Here is a 19,128-nt window from a genome sequence, read left to right as displayed (position 1 = left end):
TACAGTGAAAACATTTAAAATAGCGGTAATTGCCGGAGATGGAATTGGTCCCGAGGTGATTGATGAAGGCATTAAAGTATTAAATAAAACAGCTGAGCTGGATTCAGGCTTCCGGTTTGACTTTACTTATTTTCCGTGGGGATGCGAGTTTTATGCGAAGCATGGCAAGATGATGGACGATAACGGGATTGAACAACTGAAAGAGTTTGATGCTATTTATTTAGGAGCTGTCGGGTTTCCGGGGGTTCCCGATCATGTGTCGCTTTGGGAGCTCCTGTTAAAAATTCGCAAAAGCTTTGACCAATATGTCAATATTCGTCCGATTAAGCTGTTAAAAGGGGCGCATCTGCCGCTTGTCGATGTGAACCGCGAGGACATTAATATGCTATTTATTCGTGAGAATAGTGAAGGCGAATATGCCGGAGCCGGTGACTGGCTGTTTAAGGGACAAGAAAATGAAGTCGTCTTGCAAAACAGTGTGTTTTCCCGCAAAGGAACAGAGCGCATTATTCGTTATGCATTCGAAACGGCTAAAAGAGAAGGACGGTCGCTCACAAGTATTTCTAAAGCGAATGCTTTGAATTATTCGATGGTTTTTTGGGATCAAGTATTCGAAGAGGTCAGCAGGGACTACCCGGAAGTTGAAACGGCTTCTTATTTAGTCGACGCGGCAGCCATGCTGATGATTAAAGATCCGAAGCGTTTCGAAGTAGTGGTTACCTCCAACTTGTTCGGAGATATCTTAACAGATTTAGGCGCCGCGCTTGCCGGCGGGATTGGTCTTGCTGCTGGCGCTAATATTAATCCGGAAAGGCACTACCCATCCATGTTTGAGCCGATTCACGGATCAGCTCCCGATATTGCCGGGCAGGGATTGGCCAACCCGCTCGCTTCTATTTGGTCTGCAAGCCAAATGCTGGACTTTTTTGGCTGCGAAGACTACGGAAAAACCGTCTTGAATGCCATCGAGCAGCTGCTGTTGGAACAGCAAGTATTAACACCTGATATGGGGGGCACGGCCTCTACCGCTGAGGTCGGCGACCGGGTGGTAGAGATTGTCGCTTCGCTGGCTAAAAAATAAAACAACCGCCCGGCCGGCGGCAAAGAGCTTTTCAGCTGCCGCCGGCCGAGTGATGCTAACGCGTTACGTTGAAAATAGCCAATTATTCCTTGTTCCATCTGTCTATTTAATGTATAGAAACCGCTTACATTGCAGCAAGAATGTCGCACAGAATGTAAAACAATCTAATAAGGAGTGATTGGATGACACACAAAAAAGCTGTCTTTTATACCTCTTTGGCGGCCAGCTTGTTGCTAATCAGTATCGGTGTATTGGCACCGAAGCAACTAGAGAGGTTTTCTAATTCATCATTAAATTTTATTTATAATTATTTAGGATGGTTCATTCTTGGAAGTGTCTTTGTTTTCTTTGCTTTTTGTATGTATATCGGGCTGTCAAAGTTCGGCCATATTCGTTTAGGAGATGATAATGACCGCCCGGAATATAAGACCGCTACTTGGATTGGCATGCTCTTCAGCGCTTCGATCGGCATCAGCCTTGTTTTTTGGGGAGTAGCCGAGCCTGTTTCTTATTACATTGATCCTCCGTTTGGAAAAGGCTCCTCTGAAGAATCGGCCAAGCTCGCCATGCAATTTGTTTATTTGCATTGGGGGGTATCAGCCTGGGCGTGTTATGCGCTCGTAGGCGTGTCTTTGGCTTTCTTCCAGTTTCGAAAAAAACTGCCGTCTTCCTTGAGCTCTGTTTTCTATCCGCTCATTGGGGATAAGATTAAAGGCTCAGCGGGCAAGGCGATTGACGTAATGGTCATTCTATCCATCGTTATCGGCATTGCTACCTCTCTTGGATTTGGGACGCTTCAAGTGAACAGCGGCATGAGCTTTCTGTGGGGAATCCCGGTAAACATCAGCACACAAGCACTCATTATTATTGCAGTTACTCTCATTTATATAGGCTCTACCGTTTCAGGGCTTCAAGGAGCCATGAAACATTTATCCAACCTTAATATGCTGCTTGCTTTTGCTTTGCTGGGGTTTGTTCTTTTTCTGGGACCGACCCAGGCTATTTTTAAAATTTTTTTCCAAGGAATCGGCGATTATGCCCAAAACTTTATCGGAATGTCTTTCCGTACCGAACCTTACAGTGACGGCTCTTGGATTGCCAGCTGGACATTGTTCTATTTTGGCTGGTGGATTGCCTGGGCGCCGCTCGTTGGCAGTTTTGTTGCCCGCATTTCTAAAGGACGGACAATTAAAGAGTTTATGATGGGAGCGGTATTCATTCCTGTGATTGGGTCTTTCTTCTGGTTCGCCGTGATGGGCGGCTCCGCGATCCACCTGATTCAAAATATGGGCGAAAAGGCACTGGCTGCCGCCGTATCAACCGACGTGACATCCGCTTTATTTCAGTTCTTTGAATATTTTCCGATGAGTGCGTTTCTAAGCGTGCTGGCAATGGTGCTGGTGCTGATCTTCTTTATTACATCAGCTAACTCCGCTGTTTTCGTATTAGGCATGATTAGCGAGAATGGAAATCCGAATCCGGCGCACCGGACGAAAATTGTTTGGGGAGTGGTGATCGCTGCGATCTCAGTTGTACTGATTATGACAGGCGGTTTGCAAGGGCTTCAATCGGCACTTGTAGCCACCGCTGTTCCGCTTGCCGTCTTAATGCTCGTTATGTGCTACTCAACCTATAAAGGATTACAAGATGAATGGCTTCAGCTATCTCGACAAGAAAGTGAAGAACAAATGGCAGCGAGAGCCAGAGCTGAAAAACAAGCGCGATAAAAAAAGAAAGGGTGACTCCCAAGCCGTTGAGGTAGTGACGGCGTGGGGCACCCTTTTTTGCTGCTGTCTGCATAGATTATGTTTTTTCGCTTTGTGTTTGCTTCCCCGCAGATGCATTAAGAAGAGCAATCCCAAAAATGATTAGGAATAAACCGCTGATTTTCAAAAAGTGAAAGCTTTCCCCGAATACAAAACCGCCAATGACGGCTGTCAGCGCTGTGCCTGCTCCGGACCAAGTAGCATAGGCAAAGGAAAGAGGAAGCGTTTTGAGGGCAAAGCTGAACAAGGTAAAAGCAGCGAGGAATCCGGTGGCGACACCGACCGAAGGCCAGAGATTTGTAAAGCCGTCCGAAAGCTTGAGCATAGTTGACCCAAATACTTCTAATAAGATAGCCAATGCCAGAAAAATAAAACCTTTCATTTTAGCTCTCCTTAACTATTTAGTAATACAAGGCCAATGATAAGAAGAAAGATCCCGGCAATGCCTTGCTTATTCATTTTTTCTTTAAAGAAGAGGATGCCTACCGCGACCGTCAAAATGGTTCCGCAGCCGCTCCAAGTGGCATATACCACTCCTAAAGGCAGCGTCTTCAAGGAAATGGATAATAAATAAAAGGCCAAGCCAAAGCCCGCAATAACTCCAGCCACCGGGAGAATACGGGTAAAGCCATTTGAAAGCTTGAGCATAGTTGAACCAAACACTTCCGATAGAATAGCTATCCCTAATAATAAATAAGAAAGCAGAATCATTTTATCTCCTCCGCTGAAATACAAACTATGCAAATAGTTTAACACAGATTGTTTTTCAGCTGGATAAAAATGAAACTGAAGGAAAATGGTCACTTTTTTTCAAAGAGAAGAGGGAATTTCTGTTATAAAATAATAAGAAGAGATAATAATTTAGTAAAGGAGGCTGTTCACATGAATGCTGCACATGTATCTCAGCCAAAATGGAAATGGTTCATCATTCTGTCAGCAGTGATTGTGCTATCCAATTTTTACGCCCACCGTCTTCTTCCTCTTTCCGAGAATGATAGACAATGGGCAGCCGCTGGTTCATTAGTGGATTTTGTACTTGTTCTTCCTCTTCTTGCCTACCTCTTTGTTTTTCGAAGAAAACGCCAGGTTGTTCCGGTGATTGGTGTAGCGCTCAGTGGCTATTTTGCCGCAAAGGCGATCATTCCTCAAGCTCACCTAGCAGGAATGGAATGGGTAGGCTGGCTGCTGCTTGCTGGAGAAGCCGCTTTATTTGCTGCTGAAATTTGGATTATTGTTCGGCTCGTCAAAACGATTCGCTCGATCCGGCGAAAAGTTGATGCAACTGAAGGAGCGGTTACACCAGCGCTCACTGTTTGGCATGAGGCTGAAGCCGCTTTTTCAGAAAACCGGCTGGCAAAGGTCATCATTTCTGAGTGGATGATGTGGAAATTTGCGGTGACCAGTTGGCGGCAAAAGGCTCCCGAGTCCAATCGTCACTTTACCGCTCATCGCCGGACGAGTGTTTTGGCTTTTCGCATTATGCTGATCCATGCCATTATATTAGAAACTGTGGGAGTTCACTGGCTTATTCATTCATGGAGCCCTGTCCTTGCTTGGATTATGGCAGTCTTGAATATATACGCCGTCTTTTTCTTTCTTGGAGAAATTCAGGCAATCCGTCTGAATCGGGTAACTGTGGAGCCAGATAAAATTACGATTCCGATGGGATTAACGAAGAGAGTGGTCGCTGAAAAGGATCATATTCTTTCCGTTCGCTGGATAGAGGAGGGAGAATATAATCCAAAGGATCAAACAGCTTTTCATGGGATATATACAGATATGGAAAAGGGCAAGCCGCAAATTGTCATCGAACTTGACAGGCCGGCAACGGTTCACTATATTTATGGATTTGCTAAAAAAGCCGATACAATCTATTTGTGTCTTGATCAGCCATCCGAGTTTCTTGAGGCAGCAGAGGCAGAAGGATTTAAACATACAAGCCAAAAAGGGGATGGCTAAAAAAGCATCCCCTTTTTCATGAGTTGATCGTCATTTCAGCTGCACGGAAGGTATTTAAGAAGCGTTCAGCTTTTTTGGACAAGTAGCGGTCTTTCAGCCAGATAATAGCTGATTCAGATTGAATCGTACAATCTTCAATTTCAACGATCTGCAACCCGTTCGTTGGAAAAGAGAGAAGGGTCGATTTCGGCAGAAGAGCCGTGCCTAGTCCTGTTCGTACGAGGGACAGCAGCATTGCCGCATCCGGACATTCGCAAATGATATTTGGTTCGAAGTCATGCCTTTTGCATTCATTAATGACCAGTTCATAAAGTCCAACGCCGCTGACTCGATGCAACAGCATAAGCGGCATGCCGCTGAGCTCCTTCATTTGCATCACAGTGGGTGTGCGGGGGTTTTCTGGCATCACTGCCACAAAAGGATCAGTCGGCAGGGGCAAGTAAGAAAACTCCTCCATTTCCAGCGGCAGCCGAACGATAGCTAATTCAACTTCGCGCTGTTTCACATAATTGGCCAGCAAAGAAGAGTCTCCTTCTTTTAACCGGAATTTGACACGGGGATACTTTTCCCTGAAGTGAAGAAAGCGTTCAGGTATATAAGAAAAACAAGTTTTAACGGAACCGATCGATAAAACTCCTTTTAACCCGTCTCCGACCTCTTTTACCTCTACAATTGTTTCCTCCATTTGTTCAAGCAAATGCTTGGCCTTCTTATACAATACTTTTCCTGCTTCTGTCAATTCGAGCTTTCTTCCTTTGCGTTCTAGCAGCAGCACGCCCAGTTCTTCTTCTAGCGACTTTAGCTGCTGGCTGAGAGGAGGCTGAGCCATGTGCAGTTTTTTGGCAGCTTTCGTAATTTGTCCTTCTTCGGCAATCGTGGCGAAATAGCGAATTTGCCGGATATCCAATGTGATGACCTCCTTAAGTATATCTTTTTTATATATTTAACCAATATTTTTAATATTTTCAATATTTCAATCTCTATGATAAGTTATTTATGTAAACGATTCCAGTATTTTTTCCGAATTTTTAGAACCTTCCGCTTAGACAGTGGAATTAATTAAAACGAATGAAGAAGTAAACATAAAAGGAGAGAAGGACATATGTCAAAAGTTCAGGAAGCAAAAGAAAAGCTAAAAGGATCAATAGCACCTGTTATTACGCCGTTCAAACAGGATGAAAGATTGGATCTTGATACATTCAAAAGCTTAATCAACTGGCAAATTGAAAGCGGCAGCCACGGGATTTCCGTTACAGGCACATCCGGGGAACCAAGCTCGTTAACTGTAGAAGAAAGAGAGCTGGTTATGGAAACAGCGTTCAAAACAATTGATGGCCGCGTTCCGTTTGCGCCGGGTACGGGCTCTGTTAACTACAATGAAGCCCTTCGCCTGACAAAAGCCGCTCAAGAGATGGGCGCAGATGCAGCGATGGTTATTGTTCCTTATTACAATAAACCGTCCCAGCATGCTCTTTACAATCATTATAAAACGATTGCCGATGCAGTTGACATTCCGATTGTGGTCTATAACATACCGGGACGTACAGGCGTCAATCTTGAAGTCAAAACATTGGCGCGACTCGTGGAGGATTGCCCGAACATTATCGGCGCAAAAGAATCCAATAAAGATTTTGAACATGTGAATCGTGTCATGCTGAATTGCGGACGGGATTTTAAGCTGTTCTCCGGCATTGAATTGCTTTGCTACCCGATGCTGACAATTGGCGGAGCTGGTTCAATCAGCGCAACCGCGAACGTGGCACCGGCGCAAGTAGCCGAAATGCACAATGCCTGGATGGAGGGAAATACAGAACGAGCATTGGAGCTTCACTATGAATTAATGCCGTTAAATGATGTTCTCTTTAAAGATACAAATCCTGCTCCAGTCAAGGCTGCTATGGGCATGATGGGTAAAATTGAGCCGGTTCTTCGCAAGCCGATGGCGTTGCCGACACAAGAATTGCAAGATGAAATTCGTCAGGTATTGACAGCTTATAACATTTTACCAGAAGGCGTTTCAGCTAATTAAGCAGCGGAAAGCTGCAAACTTAATGAAGCGCAGGGGGATGAAAGAGGAGGGACCATGATGCAAGTACAAGCAGCTGGCCAACAGGAGCTGACTCATAAACGAGTAGATGACGTAAAGCTTTATATTAACGGCCAATTTACCGATGCCGCAACAGGGGCAACCTTTGAAAATATGAATCCATTTACCAATGAAGCGAGTAATGTGGTTGCCGAAGGCCGTGCAGAAGATATTAACAAAGCAGTAGCAGCGGCAAAGAAAGCGTTTGAAGAAGGGCCATGGGGAAAGATGAAAGTGGCCGAACGCATGAAATATATTAATCGCATTGCGGACCTTATTGAGGAGCATGCCGAAGAAATTTCTTATTTGGAATCGCTGGATACCGGCCTTCCAATCAGCCAAACGAAGAAGCAGGCAGCCCGGGCAGCGGAGAACTTCCGCTTCTATGCCCGGATGGTGCAGTCGCTGATGCATGGAGAGTCTTATCCGATGGATGATGAGTTCATTAATTACACGGTGTATAAGCCGCTTGGGCCAATTGGGCTGATAACTCCATGGAATGCGCCGTTTATGCTTGAAACGTGGAAGGTGGCTCCGGCTTTGGCTACAGGAAATACAGTGATATTGAAGCCGGCTGAACTGTCTCCTTTAACAGCGAACAAGCTGGCGGAAGTGATCGATAAAGCGGGTCTTCCAGAGGGCGTATTTAACATTGTCCACGGTTTTGGAGAAACAGCAGGAGCAACGCTTGTCGCGCATCCGGATGTCAAGGCCATCTCTTTTACCGGTGAAACAACAACGGGATCAGTGATCATTAAAAATTCTGCCGATACACTAAAGAAAACATCCATGGAGCTTGGGGGTAAATCTCCGCTGATCGTGTTTGACGACGCGGATCTTGACCGGGCGCTTGATGCAGCCGTCTGGGGGATCTTTTCCTTTAACGGTGAACGCTGCACAGCCAACTCTCGTGTGTTTTTGCATAAAAATATTAAAGAAGAGTTTGTTGAAAAGCTGAAGAAGCGTGTCATGAATATTAAAATCGGTGATCCGATGGATGCACAAACGCAGCTTGGCCCGCTGATTGAGAAAGAGCATTTTAATAAAGTAAAAGGCTATATTGAACTGGCAAAAGAAGAAGGCTGTGAAGTTATTCAAGGGGTCGTTCCGGAAGAGGTGAAGGCTGGCAACTTCGTACCGCCTACTCTCTTGTTGAATGCTAAAAACGAGATGAAGGTGTGCCAGGAAGAAATTTTCGGACCCGTCATGGCTGTCATTGAATTTGAAACGGAAGAAGAAGTGGTTAAAGCAGCTAACGATGTGCGCTATGGGCTTGCTGGATATGTCTGGACAAATGATATTAAGCGCGGGCATCGCGTGGCGCAGGCAGTGGAAGCCGGCATGCTGTGGATCAATGCGCAAAATGTGCGTGATTTAAGAATTCCGTTTGGAGGAATGAAAGATAGCGGTATCGGCCGAGAAGGCGGCCGTTATGCCCTCTTTGAATTTTATACTGAACCAAAAGTGATCCACGTAGCGATTGGCGATCATCATATCCCGCAGTTCGGAAAGTAAAAAATGCATAAAGATGAAGGCGCTAAGCGGGCGCCTTCTACTTTCACTAGAGAAGGAGCGAGTAAGATGCCAGCTAAAACAGGTAAAGAGTATATTGAAAGAGTAGACCAAGCGCAAGCAAATATATGGATTAACGGAGAACAGGTAAAAGGAAACATCTCTGAGCATCCGTCATTTAAAGGCGTGATGAAGACTCAAGCTGAATTGTATGATATGCAGCATGACCCAAAGAAGAAAGAATTTATGACGTATGAATCACCTGCGACAGGCGATCGTGTCGGAACCTCCTTTATTCAGCCGAGAACGAAGGAAGACTTGGAAATGCGCCGCAGAATGATGCAGGAGTGGGCTCGCCATAACAATGGAATGATGGGACGTTCACCAGACTATATCAACGTTGGCATGATGGCCTACGGTTCAGCATCAGAAATGTTCGGCAAGCAGGACCCGTTTTACGCTCAAAATATGTCGAAATATTACGAATACTGCCGCGAAAATGATTTATCTTTAACGCACACTCTCATCCAGCCGCAAGTCAATCGCGGCGTCAATGCAGCACAGTTGCCGGATCCGTATATTGCAGCTCGCATTAAGGAGAAAACTTCAGAAGGTGTTGTTATTAAAGGAGCCCGTTTGCTGGCTACTCAAGGCGGGATTACAGATGAGATTATGGTCTTCCCTTCCACGCTGTTAAAGCAGGCAGAAGAGGAAAATCCTTATGCGTACGCTTTCTCTATTCCAAACAACACGCCAGGATTAAAGTTCATTTGCCGTGAGTCCTTTGATTACGGAAAGTCTAATTTTGATCACCCGCTTGGTTCGCGCTTTGAAGAAATGGATACGATCGTTGTGTTTGATGATGTGGTTGTTCCGTGGGATCGCGTCTTCGCTCTCGGAGATGTTGGTGTCTGCAACCAGGCATACAACGAAAGCAATGCGGTCGTTCATATGACGCATCAGGTTGTTTCGAAAAACGTGGCGAAAACAGAATTTATTCTTGGATTGGTCCAATTGATGATCGAGACGATTAACATCGGCCAATATCAGCACGTTCAAGAGAAAGCCTCTGAAATTATTATGGCATTAGAAACGGTAAAAGCGTACCTGACAGCTTCCGAAGCGAACGCCAAAATTGACAAATGGGGCATCATGACACCGGATTTCACACCGTTAAACATCGCCCGCAACTACTACCCAAAAATTTATCCGCGCTTCAGTGAAATTATGCAATTGCTCGGCGCCAGCGGCTTAATGGCCATTCCGAATGAGGCTGATTTCAACTCAGATATCCGTCCGGATCTCGATAAGTACTTGCAGTCAGCGACTGGAAACGCTTACGACCGTGTGAAGTTGTACCGCTTAGCATGGGATGTCTGCATGAGCGCGTTTGGAACAAGACAAACATTATACGAGCGCTTCTTCTTCGGTGATCCGGTGCGCATGGCGAGCGCCTTGTACAACGGTTACGACAAGCAGGAATATGTGGATCGCGTGAAAGAGTTCTTAGACCGCTCAGAGGAACTCGTCCAAAAATAATTCATATCGATAAGCAAAAGGGAGGCAGGGGCAAATGGATTTTAATATTATCCGTATCGCCAGAACAGTACTGAATGTAAAGGATCTTGAACGCTCAAGAAAATTTTATGTCGACGCTTTAGGTTTTATTGAAACAGAAAGTAATGATGAATGCATTTACTTAAGGGGCTTGGAAGAACATGTCCATCACAGCCTCGTATTGAAAAAATCAGACAAAGTGGGCGTTCATGCACTCGGTTATAAAGTAGAGAAAGAAGAAGACCTCGATAAGCTGGCAGAACTCTTTAAGTCAAAGGGCTTAAAAACAAAATGGCTGGAGGAGGGTTCGCAGCATGCGGTTGGCCGAGCGCTTCATGTGCAGGATGTATCTGGCCTGCCGCTGGAATTCTTTTGCAAAATGGATAAAGCAGAGCGGCTCCTTCAGCGTTACGATTTGTATCGAGGAGCTCGAATTCAGCGCATTGATCATGTGAACTGTGCGGTTCCCGATGTGCAAAAGGCCTACGATTTCTTTATTAATGAACTGGGATTTGCCTGCTCTGAGTATACAGCGACAGAAGATGAGAGCATTTGGGCGGCTTGGCTGCACCGCAAGCCGAGCGTTCATGATCAAGCATTCATGAATGGAGAAGGACCGCGTTTGCATCACTTTGCTTACTGGCTGCCGGACCCGTTAGCTCTTATTCATTGCTGTGATGTTCTTGCTTCCCTTGGATACGCGGATAGCATTGAACGGGGACCTGGCAGACATGGCTTATCTAATGCCTTCTTCTTATATTTAAGAGATCCGGATGGCCATCGCATCGAGCTATATAACGGTGACTACTTAACGAGTGATCCTGACTTTGAACCGATTCGCTGGGACTTGAACGATCCGCGCCGCCAAACATTCTGGGGAGCTAAAGCACCGGATAGCTGGTTCAATGAAACTTCTCCATTCATCGATATTGAAACAGGAGAGCTTGTTCAAACGGAAGCACCGAAGCTTGCCCAAAAGAAGCCTGAATTCATTATCTAATGTCAAGTAACGGAGGAATCAACAATGGATGATCGGTTATTTCGCAATGCAATGGGAAAATTCGCGACAGGAGTAACAGTTATTACGACAGAGCTGGACGGGGAAGCACATGGCATGACGGCAAACGCCTTCATGTCCGTATCCCTTAATCCGAAGCTTGTTGTCATATCGATTGGCGAAAGAGCGAAAATGCTTGAGAAAATCAAAGAATCAGGCAAATTTGCTGTCAATATTTTAGCAGCGGAGCAGCAGGAAGTATCCATGCTATTTGCTGGACAACTGAAAGAAAAGCGGGAAGCAGAGTTCGGCCGTATAAAAGATATGCCGGTCATTAAAGAGGCGCTTGCTAATATTGTGTGCAACGTGCATTCGACGCAGGTAGCGGGAGACCATACGCTGTTTATCGGTGAAGTGCAGGAAATTGTTCTGCGCGAAGGAACTCCGCTTACTTTCTTTGAAGGAAAATACGGACAGCTGGCGGAAGAGCAGCTCGTTTAAACGAAATGAAAGGGGACGTGCAGCAGATGGAAACGATTCACATTGAACACCCAAATGAGATCCCAGCAATAGCCGGATCCGCTCCTTGTGTACTGGCGCTCGGTTTTTTTGATGGAGTGCATATCGGTCACCGCGGCATTCTGGAAGCAGCCAAAGCAGCAGCAAGATCAAAAGGCTATCAATTTAACGTCATGACTTTTTATCCTCATCCAAAGGATATTCTTTTTCCTTCTCAGGAACCTATGACGTATTTAACGCCGCTGCCGCTAAAAGAAGAGCGGTTTCAGGAGCTGGGTGTCGATCGATTATTCATTGTGAAGTTCACGCCTGATTTTGCACAGCTTTCCCCCGAAGCTTTCATCGAGCGTTATATCTTAGCTTTACACAGCAAGCATGTAGTTGCCGGCTTTGATTATCATTATGGACATAAAGGCAAAGGAAATATGGAGACACTTACGAGAGCAGGAACCGGCAAATTCGAAGTGACAACGATTCAAAAGATTGAGCAGAAGGAAGAAAAAATCAGTTCGACGGCGATCCGTGAATTGCTGGCTGCCGGGAAGGTGGATAAAGTTCCTTCCTTGCTTGGCTGTTCATATGAAACGAGGGGCAGGGTCCAAAAAAACTCCCTGTTTTATAAGAATCACCAATTTATCAAAGTGGACATTGACAAGGAATACCGCTTGCCAAAGCTTGGGATTTATCGTGTTGAAGCAGAAATAGAAGGGCGAGTATATAAAGGAATCTGCCATCAAATGTCGGTGGCGGGCTGCCAGCCTTCTTTACTCGTTCAACTGAAAGAGTGTTTTGCAGACACATATGCCAAGCAGGTGAACATCAAATGGCTGAAATATACGGCTGGCAAACAAAACGAGACGACGGAAGTAAGCGAGTATATCCATAAGGAAGAGCTGGTGATTTAATCGCAGTTTCGTCAAATGGCCATACAACCGTTAAAGCTATGAACAAACGGGAAAGGAGGGGAGCAGCCAGATGCCTCCCCTTTCCTCCTGTCTGGATTTTTTATGAAAGATTTTTTGGTGCGTTAAAGCGTCCTAGTGAAAGTGCCTAGAAAATCCGGAACTCATTTACTGCCAAAGGAGTGCGAAATGAATGATAACAGCAAAGGCAAAATTTCAAGGTAAACTGCAATCGGATGAAATTTATATAAAACTGGCGGAAGGGAAAATCGAGAAAGCGGGGTGTTCCTTCTGTTTGAATGAGCTAATGTTTGATGCACCGGTGTCCGGGACGATATACGGAACGCTATTAAACTATAAAGGAGCGCTTGAATTACTCGGAGAAGCCGTTCATGAAGCGCCTTACAAAGCAGCGCCGAAAGCACCTGTTCTTTATATCAAGCCTGCAAATACAATTAATAGCCACAGCCGGCCGGTGATTCTTCCGGAAGGAGTAGAAGCGCTGGAGATCGGAGCAGCGCTTGGCATTGTTATCGGCCGGACAGCCACGCGGCTAAAGGAAGAGGACGCATTGGATTATGTAGCTGGCTACACGATTGTCAACGATGTAAGTGTTCCGCATGAAAGCGTCTATCGCCCGGCGATCAGGCAAAAAGCACGGGACGGCTTTTGTCCGGTTGGGCCTTGGATAGTACAGCGGGAAGCGATTCAAGATCCTGACCAGTTATACACTCGCGTCTATATTAACGGGGATCTGCGCCAGGAAAATACCACAGCTAATTTAATTCGGCCAATCGCTAAGTTATTGGCAGAGGTAACGGACTTTATGACATTAAACGAAGGAGATGTCCTTTTAGCGGGCGTTCCTGAGAATGCACCTCTGGCGAAAGCAGGTGATCAAGTGCGCATCGAAATTGAAGGATTGGGTGCACTTGAAAATATAGTTCTGTCTGAGGGGCAAGCAAAGGAGGAGTCACAATGAGACGAGCGAAAGTAGCTTATGCCGGAGCGATTCATGGCGCTGTAGAAAAGGATGGGCGGCTGCAGCTTAATGACGGACGGATAGTAGAAGAACAAGCCGTTGTCTGGCTTCCGCCGTTTGAGCCGAAGACAGTCTTTGCTCTTGGTCTGAATTACGCAGATCATGCGGCCGAATTGTCTTTTAAGGCGCCGGAAGAGCCTCTCGTTTTCTTAAAAGGGCCGAATACTTTTATCGGCCACCGCGGACAAACCCGGCGGCCGGCAGATGTGGAATACATGCATTATGAGTGTGAGCTGGCCGTTGTTATTGGCCGTCCGGCACGAAATGTAAAAAGGGAAGAGGCCTACGAGTATGTATCAGGCTACACGATTGCTAACGACTATGCTATCCGCGATTATTTGGAGAACTATTACCGCCCTAACTTGCGGGTGAAAAATCGGGATACATGCACCCCAATCGGCCCTTGGTTCGTTGATAAGAAGGATATCCCTGATCCGATGAATTTGTCACTGAAAACATATGTAAATGGAGAGGTGACCCAGGAAGGCAATACGAAGGACATGGTATTTGATATTCCTTATCTGATTGAATACTTGAGCAGCTTTATGACGCTGAATGAAGGGGATGTCATTTTGACGGGTACACCAAAAGGCTCCGTCGACACGAAAGTCGGCGATGAAGTCATTACTGAAATTGAAGGCATCGGCCGTCTCATCAATACAATTGTGGGCGATGATTTATTTGGCATCGGTCCAGTGCCGCAAGAAGAAGCGTCTAAACAAACAACATGAGAAGGGAGGGAAATGCCTGTGCCTCATTTCATTATCGAGTATACAGATAATATTAAAGCAGAGGCTGAGATACCGGCTTTGCTGAAAAAGGTGAATCAGCTGCTTATCTCTTATGATGGAACGTTTCCAATTGGCGGGATTCGTTCCCGGGCGATCGAACTGCATGATTACGTTATCGCCGACGGCACAGAGGATGATGCATTTGTCCATGCTGTCTTGAAAATTGGAGCAGGCCGGCCGGAATCAGTAAAGAAGATGGTATGCGATGAGCTGTTTCAGGTAATGAAAGACCATTTTGCTGATCTTTTCGCTAATCGTTACCTGGCTCTGTCAATGGAATTAATCGAATTTAGCGAGGCTGGAACTTATAAGCACAATAATATTCATGCCCGCTACAAAAAGACAGCTACAGAGAAATAACATCACACTTTTTATTCTGCAAGGGGATAGCAAGGATAAGAATAAAAGTCTGCTTGTAACAGAAGCTTGCTTTGAATCGCGCTTTTGTTACAAGTACTTTTCGCTTTTGGGAAGGTTATATAAAAGGGGGAAATGACCTATGTTTGGTATGGAAGATCCAATTATTGCTTTTGCATGGCTGGGGACGATTTTATCGATGGTTGGCTGCATTATTTTTGGAGTGGTTATGTGGAACCGCGGAGAGGGAGAGTGAGCTAAGTGAATTTTGCTGTATTAATTCCAATACTTTTACTTTATTTAGGCATTATGTCGGCGCTTGCTTATTACGGCTATAAAACTACAAGGTCCGAAGCTGATTATTTAGTAGGCGGGCGGGGAATTAATCCTACAGTTATGGCACTTTCCTATGGGGCCACTTTTATAAGCACATCTTCTTTAATTGGCTTTGGCGGTGTCGCGTCATTACATGGCTTTGGTCTGTTATGGCTCTGCTTTCTCAATATTGTTTTTGGCGTTTTTGTCTCCTTTGTGTTTTTTGGAACCCGCATCCGAAAGGTTTCCGAACAGCTGGGGGCCTACACCTTTGCTGAACTTTTAGGAAAGCGTTATCAATCAAAGTTTATTACTGTGTTTTCAGGGATTGTTATTTTCGTATTAATGCCGGCTTACACGAGTATCGTTCTAGTGGGCGGAGGACGGTTTCTGCAGGAAACTCTTTCGATGGACTATAATATCGCACTGTTAGTATTGGCCGTCATCGTTGGTTTTTATGTATTAAGCGGGGGAATTAAGGCTGTTATGTATACGGACGCATTTGCAGCGATCGTCATGTTTATTGGTATGGCCATCTTCTTGTTCATGGGATACAAGGCTGTGGGCGGTGTTATTGACGGACATGCTGGATTAACAGCTATGAAAGATCTGGTTCCCCAGTCTCTAGTCGAGCAGGGCCATCGCGGCTGGACTTCCATGCCGGAATTAGGGTCTCCGATCTGGTGGACACTAGTAAGTACAATTGTTATGGGAGTGGGAATCGGAGTGCTGGCACAGCCGCAGCTTGTGATGCGGTTTATGACAGTAAAAAATAATCAAGCGCTTTACCGCTCTGTTATTGTCGGCGGGGTATTCATTTTCTTTATGACCGGTGCCGCTTTTATGCTTGGACCAATTAGTAACCTGTACTTTCAAGAACATCTAGGAAAGCTGTCCATAGAGGTGGCAAAAGGAAATGTAGACCTTGTGATTCCTGCTTTTATTAATCATTTGATGCCGGAATGGTTTGTTTATCTATTTACTTTAACCTTGTTATCAGCGGCGATTTCAACGATTAGCTCTTTAATTCATTTACAAGGCTCGGCTTTTGGACAAGATATCTTAAAAAGCTTCGGTATTCGGTCGGTATTTGGAATAGATGCTTCCCGTATCGGCGTGCTTCTCGGCATTGTGGCCGCTGTTGCGTTATCTTATGTATTGCCTGGCGGTGTCATTGCCCAAGCGACTGCTTTCTGGTTCGGCATATGTGCGGCCGGATTTTTGCCGGTAATGATCGGCGCCTTCTTCTGGAAAAACTCAACAAGAACAGGGGCAAAAGCAAGTATGATTGTCGGTTTTGCTGTAAGTATTTTTGGTTTTCTGTTCTTGCATGAGAAGGAGGCGGCCGTTCTAGGCCTCTCTAAAGCATTGTTCGGAAAAGACACGTTGTTTGCGTACCCAATGACGCATATTGATCCGTTATTTTACGCGTTGCCAGTGTCGGCAATGGTCTTTATCGTAGTGAGCTTATTTACAAAGAGTGAAGCAGTGAAGGAAGAGGAAGAACGTCGCGAACAAATTATCTAGCAACAACAAAACCAGGCCCATTCATTCGGGCCTGGTTTTGTTGTGTGCAGCAGTTAATCGTTGTCACGTTGTTCTGCGCGAGCGTTTCCGCCTTTTTCACCAATTTCTTGATAGAAGTCTTTATCGTGATTTTCGGAGGTCGCTTCTCCTCCTTTTTTGCCGATTTCTTGGTAGAAGTCTTTATCGTGGTTTTCAGCAGTGGCTTCTCCGCCCTTTTGTCCGATTTCTTGATAAAATTCCTTATCATGATTGCGGGCAGTCGTTTCTCCGCCTTTGCGTCCAGCTTCCTCTAGGCTCATTTTGTTTTCGTTGTTTTTTCTTGCCATTTTATACATCTCCTTTTTAATTTAATGAATCATATGGTTTTTATTTCCTTTTTTTAAATAATTTAAACCGTTATTTTAAAAATATTATTTATTAGATTCTCTTTGTTCCGCGCGGGCATTTCCGCCCTTCTCGCCAATCTCCTGATAGAAATCCTTCCCATGTTTTTCAGCGGTCGCTTCTCCGCCCTTTTTGCCGATTTCTTGGTAAAATTCCTTATCATGATTGCGGGCAGTCGTTTCTCCGCCTTTGCGTCCAGCTTCTTCTAAGCTCATTTTATTCTCGCGATTGTTGTTATTGTTTTCTGCCATTTCTCTCATCTCCTTCAATGGATTATTTGGTGTACGGTTGTTATATAGCCTCTTTCATTTGTCCGGAAACACATAAATATATATAAAATAAAAACTCCTACTTTTTTCATAATTTATTTTTTTCCTTTAAATGTTATGAAGGGATTGATAAACGGAGATAAGATGTTTTTATCTTTTGAATGCAGTCATTTACGTTGGAAAAATCCAGAGGGTGTTATAAGATTTAATAAGAAGACCTTATTTTCTGAAAGGAGAGTGCGATGAATTTTACGATTGAAAACATTATCTTAGCTGTATCTATTCTTTTGCTGGCCGGTGTCATCGGGGCCAAGTTCTCCACAAGGCTCGGTTTGCCGTCCCTTGTGCTGTTTATTGTTGTCGGCATGATATTAAATCGTTTTGTCTTTTTTGATAATGCCTGGCTTGCTCAGCTCCTGGCAACGGTTGCCTTAGTCATTATTTTATTTGAAGGGGGCCTGCAGACAAAGTGGGAAAGCGTGAAGAAGGTATATAAACCCTCCTTGTCGCTTGCTACGATAGGAGTCGTTGTCACCACTGTCACAGTTGGGGCGGCTGCCAAATTTATTCTTGATTTAACGTGGGCAGAGGGCCTGCTTGTCGGGGCAATTGTCGGTTCGACGGATGCCGCAGCTGTATTCAGTGTACTTGGAAACAAGAACGTGAAACAAAAGCTGACAACCGTGCTTGAAGCTGAGTCAGCCTCCAACGATCCGATGGCTATCTTTTTAACCATTAGTTTAATTCAAGTGATTCAATCACCCTCATTTGAACCTCTTCACCTCGTTTTCAGCTTTTTTTGGCAAATGGGAGTTGGACTGATTCTAGGAATTATGTTCGGTATCCTCTCTATTTGGATCATTAATAAAATTAACCTCGATTCCTCCGGGCTTTATCCGGTTCTATCTATTGCTTTAGCGATCTTTGCGTTTAGTACAGTCACCATTATGAATGCGAGCGGGTTTTTGGCGGTATATGTAATGGCGATCATTATTGGAAATGCCGACCTAACCTATCGCCATTCTATTCTTGGGTTTAATGAGGGTCTGGCATGGATGATGCAAATGGTCATGTTTATGATTTTAGGCCTTCTTGTTTTTCCGGGCGAATTGCTCCATGTTGCTTGGCAGGGAATTGCCTTGGCTGTTTTTTTAATGCTTATTGCCCGGCCTATTGGTGTATTTGTCAGCTTGTTTTTTTCGAACATTAATCTAAAAGAAAAGCTCTTCATTTCATGGGCTGGCTTAAAAGGAGCTGTACCGATCATCCTTGGCACATACCCGCTGGTAGAAGGACTGGAGCATGGCCAGCTGATGTTTAATGTTGTCTTTTTCGTTGTTCTGCTGTCCACCGTTATTCAAGGAACGACAATTTCTAAAGCAGCAGAACTGCTTAACGTGACCGGAACGGGAAAAAAGGCGCAATCCTCCCACAGCTTGGAATTAATTTCTATTGGTAAGGCAAATAGCGAAATGGTAGAAATGCGCATCCTTGAAGAATCACCGGCAGCGAATAAACAAATTCATGAAGTCCGCTTGCCGCCGAAGACATTGATTACCGCGGTGGTGAGAGGGGAGAGGCTTATTACTCCGGAGGGAGCAACGAGGCTTCTCCCAGAAGATGTGCTGTATGTATTAGTAAAGAAAGATAAAAAGAAGGAATTGAAGGAAACCCTTATGAAAAAAGGCGGCGATTCATAGGAAGGAGAAAGGACAGCACAGGTTGTGTGCTGTCCTTAGTTTGTCGGCAAAAAAGAGTTCGGAAGGAGATTCTTTCTGCTTTTTGAGGTGGATGTCAAGCTATCTGAGAGAATAACAGACCTATGACTCAGGCCATTTTTTTAAGAGTCATGGCAGCTGAAGTAAACATCGCCTGCCTCAACCATTTTTAAGCTCTCTTCATCTTGTTCAACGCATGCTCCATTTGACGAACCAGATGATTCTCTGGCACAAGCTGATTGGAGGGGCCGATGTTTCGAAGGCCTCTTCTTTACCTCAAGCGTTCCATCTATTTATTTTTAAACAGTCATCACTGTCACGTTGTCCACCGTGTTGATTGAAATGG

18 protein-coding genes and 2 pseudogenes are annotated in these 19,128 nt (G+C 45.0%); 15 read left to right on the top strand and 5 right to left on the bottom strand.

Annotation, left to right across the window (positions count from 1 at the left end):
* Window positions 1–4: 4 nt before the first annotated feature.
* Window positions 5–1,081, top strand: a complete 1,077-nt coding sequence (locus BBA02S_RS05335; protein WP_041094562.1) for a tartrate dehydrogenase — start codon at window positions 5–7, stop codon at window positions 1,079–1,081.
* Between the two features lie 182 nt (window positions 1,082–1,263).
* Window positions 1,264–2,808: a BCCT family transporter gene (locus BBA02S_RS05325; protein ID WP_041113499.1), complete on the top strand. Its 1,545-nt coding sequence runs from the start codon at window positions 1,264–1,266 to the stop codon at window positions 2,806–2,808.
* 76 nt (window positions 2,809–2,884) lie between these two features.
* On the opposite strand, the gene BBA02S_RS05320 is transcribed toward BBA02S_RS05325, so the two are convergent.
* Together BBA02S_RS05320 and BBA02S_RS05315 are read right to left on the bottom strand one after the other, a co-directional pair.
* Window positions 2,885–3,229, bottom strand: a complete 345-nt coding sequence (locus BBA02S_RS05320; RefSeq protein ID WP_041113500.1) for a DMT family transporter — start codon at window positions 3,227–3,229, stop codon at window positions 2,885–2,887.
* 11 nt (window positions 3,230–3,240) lie between these two features.
* The gene (locus BBA02S_RS05315) at window positions 3,241–3,558 is read right to left on the bottom strand and encodes a DMT family transporter (RefSeq protein WP_041094554.1); all 318 of its coding nucleotides are present in this window, start codon (window positions 3,556–3,558) and stop codon (window positions 3,241–3,243) included.
* Window positions 3,559–3,729: 171 nt separating this feature from the next.
* Here BBA02S_RS05315 and BBA02S_RS05310 point away from each other — a divergent pair, with 171 nt between their 5' ends.
* The gene (locus tag BBA02S_RS05310; protein ID WP_041113501.1) at window positions 3,730–4,806 is read left to right on the top strand and encodes a hypothetical protein; all 1,077 of its coding nucleotides are present in this window, start codon (window positions 3,730–3,732) and stop codon (window positions 4,804–4,806) included.
* A gap of 16 nt (window positions 4,807–4,822) precedes the next feature.
* Here the strand turns inward: BBA02S_RS05310 and BBA02S_RS05305 are convergent, their stop codons facing one another.
* Window positions 4,823–5,713 (bottom strand): LysR family transcriptional regulator, encoded by an 891-nt coding sequence (locus BBA02S_RS05305; RefSeq protein WP_041094550.1) that lies wholly within the window; start codon window positions 5,711–5,713, stop codon window positions 4,823–4,825.
* Window positions 5,714–5,908: 195 nt separating this feature from the next.
* On the opposite strand from BBA02S_RS05305, the gene hpaI reads away from it, so the two are divergent.
* The 11 genes from hpaI (at window position 5,909) to BBA02S_RS05255 (ending at window position 16,411) form a co-directional block, all read left to right on the top strand.
* Window positions 5,909–6,835: a 2,4-dihydroxyhept-2-ene-1,7-dioic acid aldolase gene (hpaI, locus tag BBA02S_RS05300; protein WP_041113502.1), complete on the top strand. Its 927-nt coding sequence runs from the start codon at window positions 5,909–5,911 to the stop codon at window positions 6,833–6,835.
* A 57-nt stretch (window positions 6,836–6,892) separates the two neighbouring features.
* Window positions 6,893–8,407, top strand: coding sequence for a 5-carboxymethyl-2-hydroxymuconate semialdehyde dehydrogenase (gene hpaE, locus BBA02S_RS05295; RefSeq protein ID WP_052474955.1), 1,515 nt, complete (start codon window positions 6,893–6,895; stop codon window positions 8,405–8,407).
* A gap of 66 nt (window positions 8,408–8,473) precedes the next feature.
* Window positions 8,474–9,943 carry a 4-hydroxyphenylacetate 3-monooxygenase, oxygenase component gene (gene hpaB, locus BBA02S_RS05290; protein WP_041094545.1) on the top strand — a complete coding sequence of 490 codons (1,470 nt, stop codon included), beginning with the start codon at window positions 8,474–8,476 and terminating at the stop codon, window positions 9,941–9,943.
* Between the two features lie 34 nt (window positions 9,944–9,977).
* The gene (hpaD, locus tag BBA02S_RS05285) at window positions 9,978–10,961 is read left to right on the top strand and encodes a 3,4-dihydroxyphenylacetate 2,3-dioxygenase (protein WP_041094543.1); all 984 of its coding nucleotides are present in this window, start codon (window positions 9,978–9,980) and stop codon (window positions 10,959–10,961) included.
* A 24-nt stretch (window positions 10,962–10,985) separates the two neighbouring features.
* Window positions 10,986–11,459, top strand: coding sequence for a flavin reductase family protein (locus BBA02S_RS05280; RefSeq protein WP_041094541.1), 474 nt, complete (start codon window positions 10,986–10,988; stop codon window positions 11,457–11,459).
* Between the two features lie 26 nt (window positions 11,460–11,485).
* Window positions 11,486–12,382 carry a cytidyltransferase gene (locus BBA02S_RS05275; protein ID WP_041113503.1) on the top strand — a complete coding sequence of 299 codons (897 nt, stop codon included), beginning with the start codon at window positions 11,486–11,488 and terminating at the stop codon, window positions 12,380–12,382.
* A 190-nt stretch (window positions 12,383–12,572) separates the two neighbouring features.
* Complete coding sequence (locus tag BBA02S_RS05270; protein WP_041094537.1) at window positions 12,573–13,361, top strand: fumarylacetoacetate hydrolase family protein; 789 nt, start codon at window positions 12,573–12,575, stop codon at window positions 13,359–13,361.
* On the top strand, window positions 13,358–14,152 hold the full coding sequence (locus BBA02S_RS05265) for a fumarylacetoacetate hydrolase family protein (protein ID WP_041094535.1): 795 nt from the start codon (window positions 13,358–13,360) through the stop codon (window positions 14,150–14,152). The genes BBA02S_RS05270 and BBA02S_RS05265 overlap by 4 nt, the downstream gene beginning before the upstream one ends.
* Window positions 14,153–14,170: 18 nt before the next feature.
* Window positions 14,171–14,572 (top strand): 5-carboxymethyl-2-hydroxymuconate Delta-isomerase, encoded by a 402-nt coding sequence (locus BBA02S_RS05260; protein WP_041095710.1) that lies wholly within the window; start codon window positions 14,171–14,173, stop codon window positions 14,570–14,572.
* Between the two features lie 139 nt (window positions 14,573–14,711).
* The gene (locus tag BBA02S_RS21525; RefSeq protein ID WP_327809365.1) at window positions 14,712–14,825 is read left to right on the top strand and encodes a symporter small accessory protein; all 114 of its coding nucleotides are present in this window, start codon (window positions 14,712–14,714) and stop codon (window positions 14,823–14,825) included.
* A gap of 5 nt (window positions 14,826–14,830) precedes the next feature.
* Window positions 14,831–16,411, top strand: coding sequence for a sodium:solute symporter family protein (locus BBA02S_RS05255; RefSeq protein ID WP_041113504.1), 1,581 nt, complete (start codon window positions 14,831–14,833; stop codon window positions 16,409–16,411).
* A 56-nt stretch (window positions 16,412–16,467) separates the two neighbouring features.
* Here the strand turns inward: BBA02S_RS05255 and BBA02S_RS21520 are convergent.
* Window positions 16,468–16,737 (bottom strand): annotated as a pseudogene (locus BBA02S_RS21520) (KGG domain-containing protein); the annotation flags it as partial.
* 96 nt (window positions 16,738–16,833) lie between these two features.
* A pseudogene (locus BBA02S_RS21515) lies at window positions 16,834–17,046 on the bottom strand (KGG domain-containing protein); the annotation flags it as partial.
* Window positions 17,047–17,306: 260 nt separating this feature from the next.
* Between BBA02S_RS21515 and BBA02S_RS05240 the strand changes: the two are divergent.
* Entirely contained in the window at window positions 17,307–18,764 is a 1,458-nt protein-coding gene (locus tag BBA02S_RS05240) for a potassium/proton antiporter (protein ID WP_041094527.1), read from the top strand.
* Window positions 18,765–19,128 lie beyond the last annotated feature (364 nt).

The sequence above is a fragment of the Bacillus badius NBRC 15713 genome (assembly GCF_001591605.1).
GTDB classification, from domain to species: domain Bacteria; phylum Bacillota; class Bacilli; order Bacillales; family Domibacillaceae; genus Pseudobacillus; species Pseudobacillus badius.
This window is presented reverse-complemented; position numbering and strand designations above follow the sequence as displayed.

Excerpts from the sequence above, each read along its gene's own strand:
- BBA02S_RS05325 (WP_041113499.1), top strand. The coding sequence starts at position 1,264 with ATGACACACAAAAAAGCTGTCTTTTATACCTCTTTGGCGGCCAGCTTG.
- BBA02S_RS05320 (WP_041113500.1), bottom strand. The coding sequence starts at position 3,229 with ATGAAAGGTTTTATTTTTCTGGCATTGGCTATCTTATTAGAAGTATTT.
- BBA02S_RS05315 (WP_041094554.1), bottom strand. The coding sequence starts at position 3,558 with ATGATTCTGCTTTCTTATTTATTATTAGGGATAGCTATTCTATCGGAA.
- BBA02S_RS05310 (WP_041113501.1), top strand. The coding sequence starts at position 3,730 with ATGAATGCTGCACATGTATCTCAGCCAAAATGGAAATGGTTCATCATT.
- hpaI (WP_041113502.1), top strand. The coding sequence starts at position 5,909 with ATGTCAAAAGTTCAGGAAGCAAAAGAAAAGCTAAAAGGATCAATAGCA.
- hpaE (WP_052474955.1), top strand. The coding sequence starts at position 6,893 with ATGCAAGTACAAGCAGCTGGCCAACAGGAGCTGACTCATAAACGAGTA.
- hpaB (WP_041094545.1), top strand. The coding sequence starts at position 8,474 with ATGCCAGCTAAAACAGGTAAAGAGTATATTGAAAGAGTAGACCAAGCG.
- hpaD (WP_041094543.1), top strand. The coding sequence starts at position 9,978 with ATGGATTTTAATATTATCCGTATCGCCAGAACAGTACTGAATGTAAAG.
- BBA02S_RS05280 (WP_041094541.1), top strand. The coding sequence starts at position 10,986 with ATGGATGATCGGTTATTTCGCAATGCAATGGGAAAATTCGCGACAGGA.
- BBA02S_RS05275 (WP_041113503.1), top strand. The coding sequence starts at position 11,486 with ATGGAAACGATTCACATTGAACACCCAAATGAGATCCCAGCAATAGCC.
- BBA02S_RS05270 (WP_041094537.1), top strand. The coding sequence starts at position 12,573 with ATGATAACAGCAAAGGCAAAATTTCAAGGTAAACTGCAATCGGATGAA.
- BBA02S_RS05265 (WP_041094535.1), top strand. The coding sequence starts at position 13,358 with ATGAGACGAGCGAAAGTAGCTTATGCCGGAGCGATTCATGGCGCTGTA.
- BBA02S_RS21525 (WP_327809365.1), top strand. The coding sequence starts at position 14,712 with ATGTTTGGTATGGAAGATCCAATTATTGCTTTTGCATGGCTGGGGACG.
- BBA02S_RS05240 (WP_041094527.1), top strand. The coding sequence starts at position 17,307 with ATGAATTTTACGATTGAAAACATTATCTTAGCTGTATCTATTCTTTTG.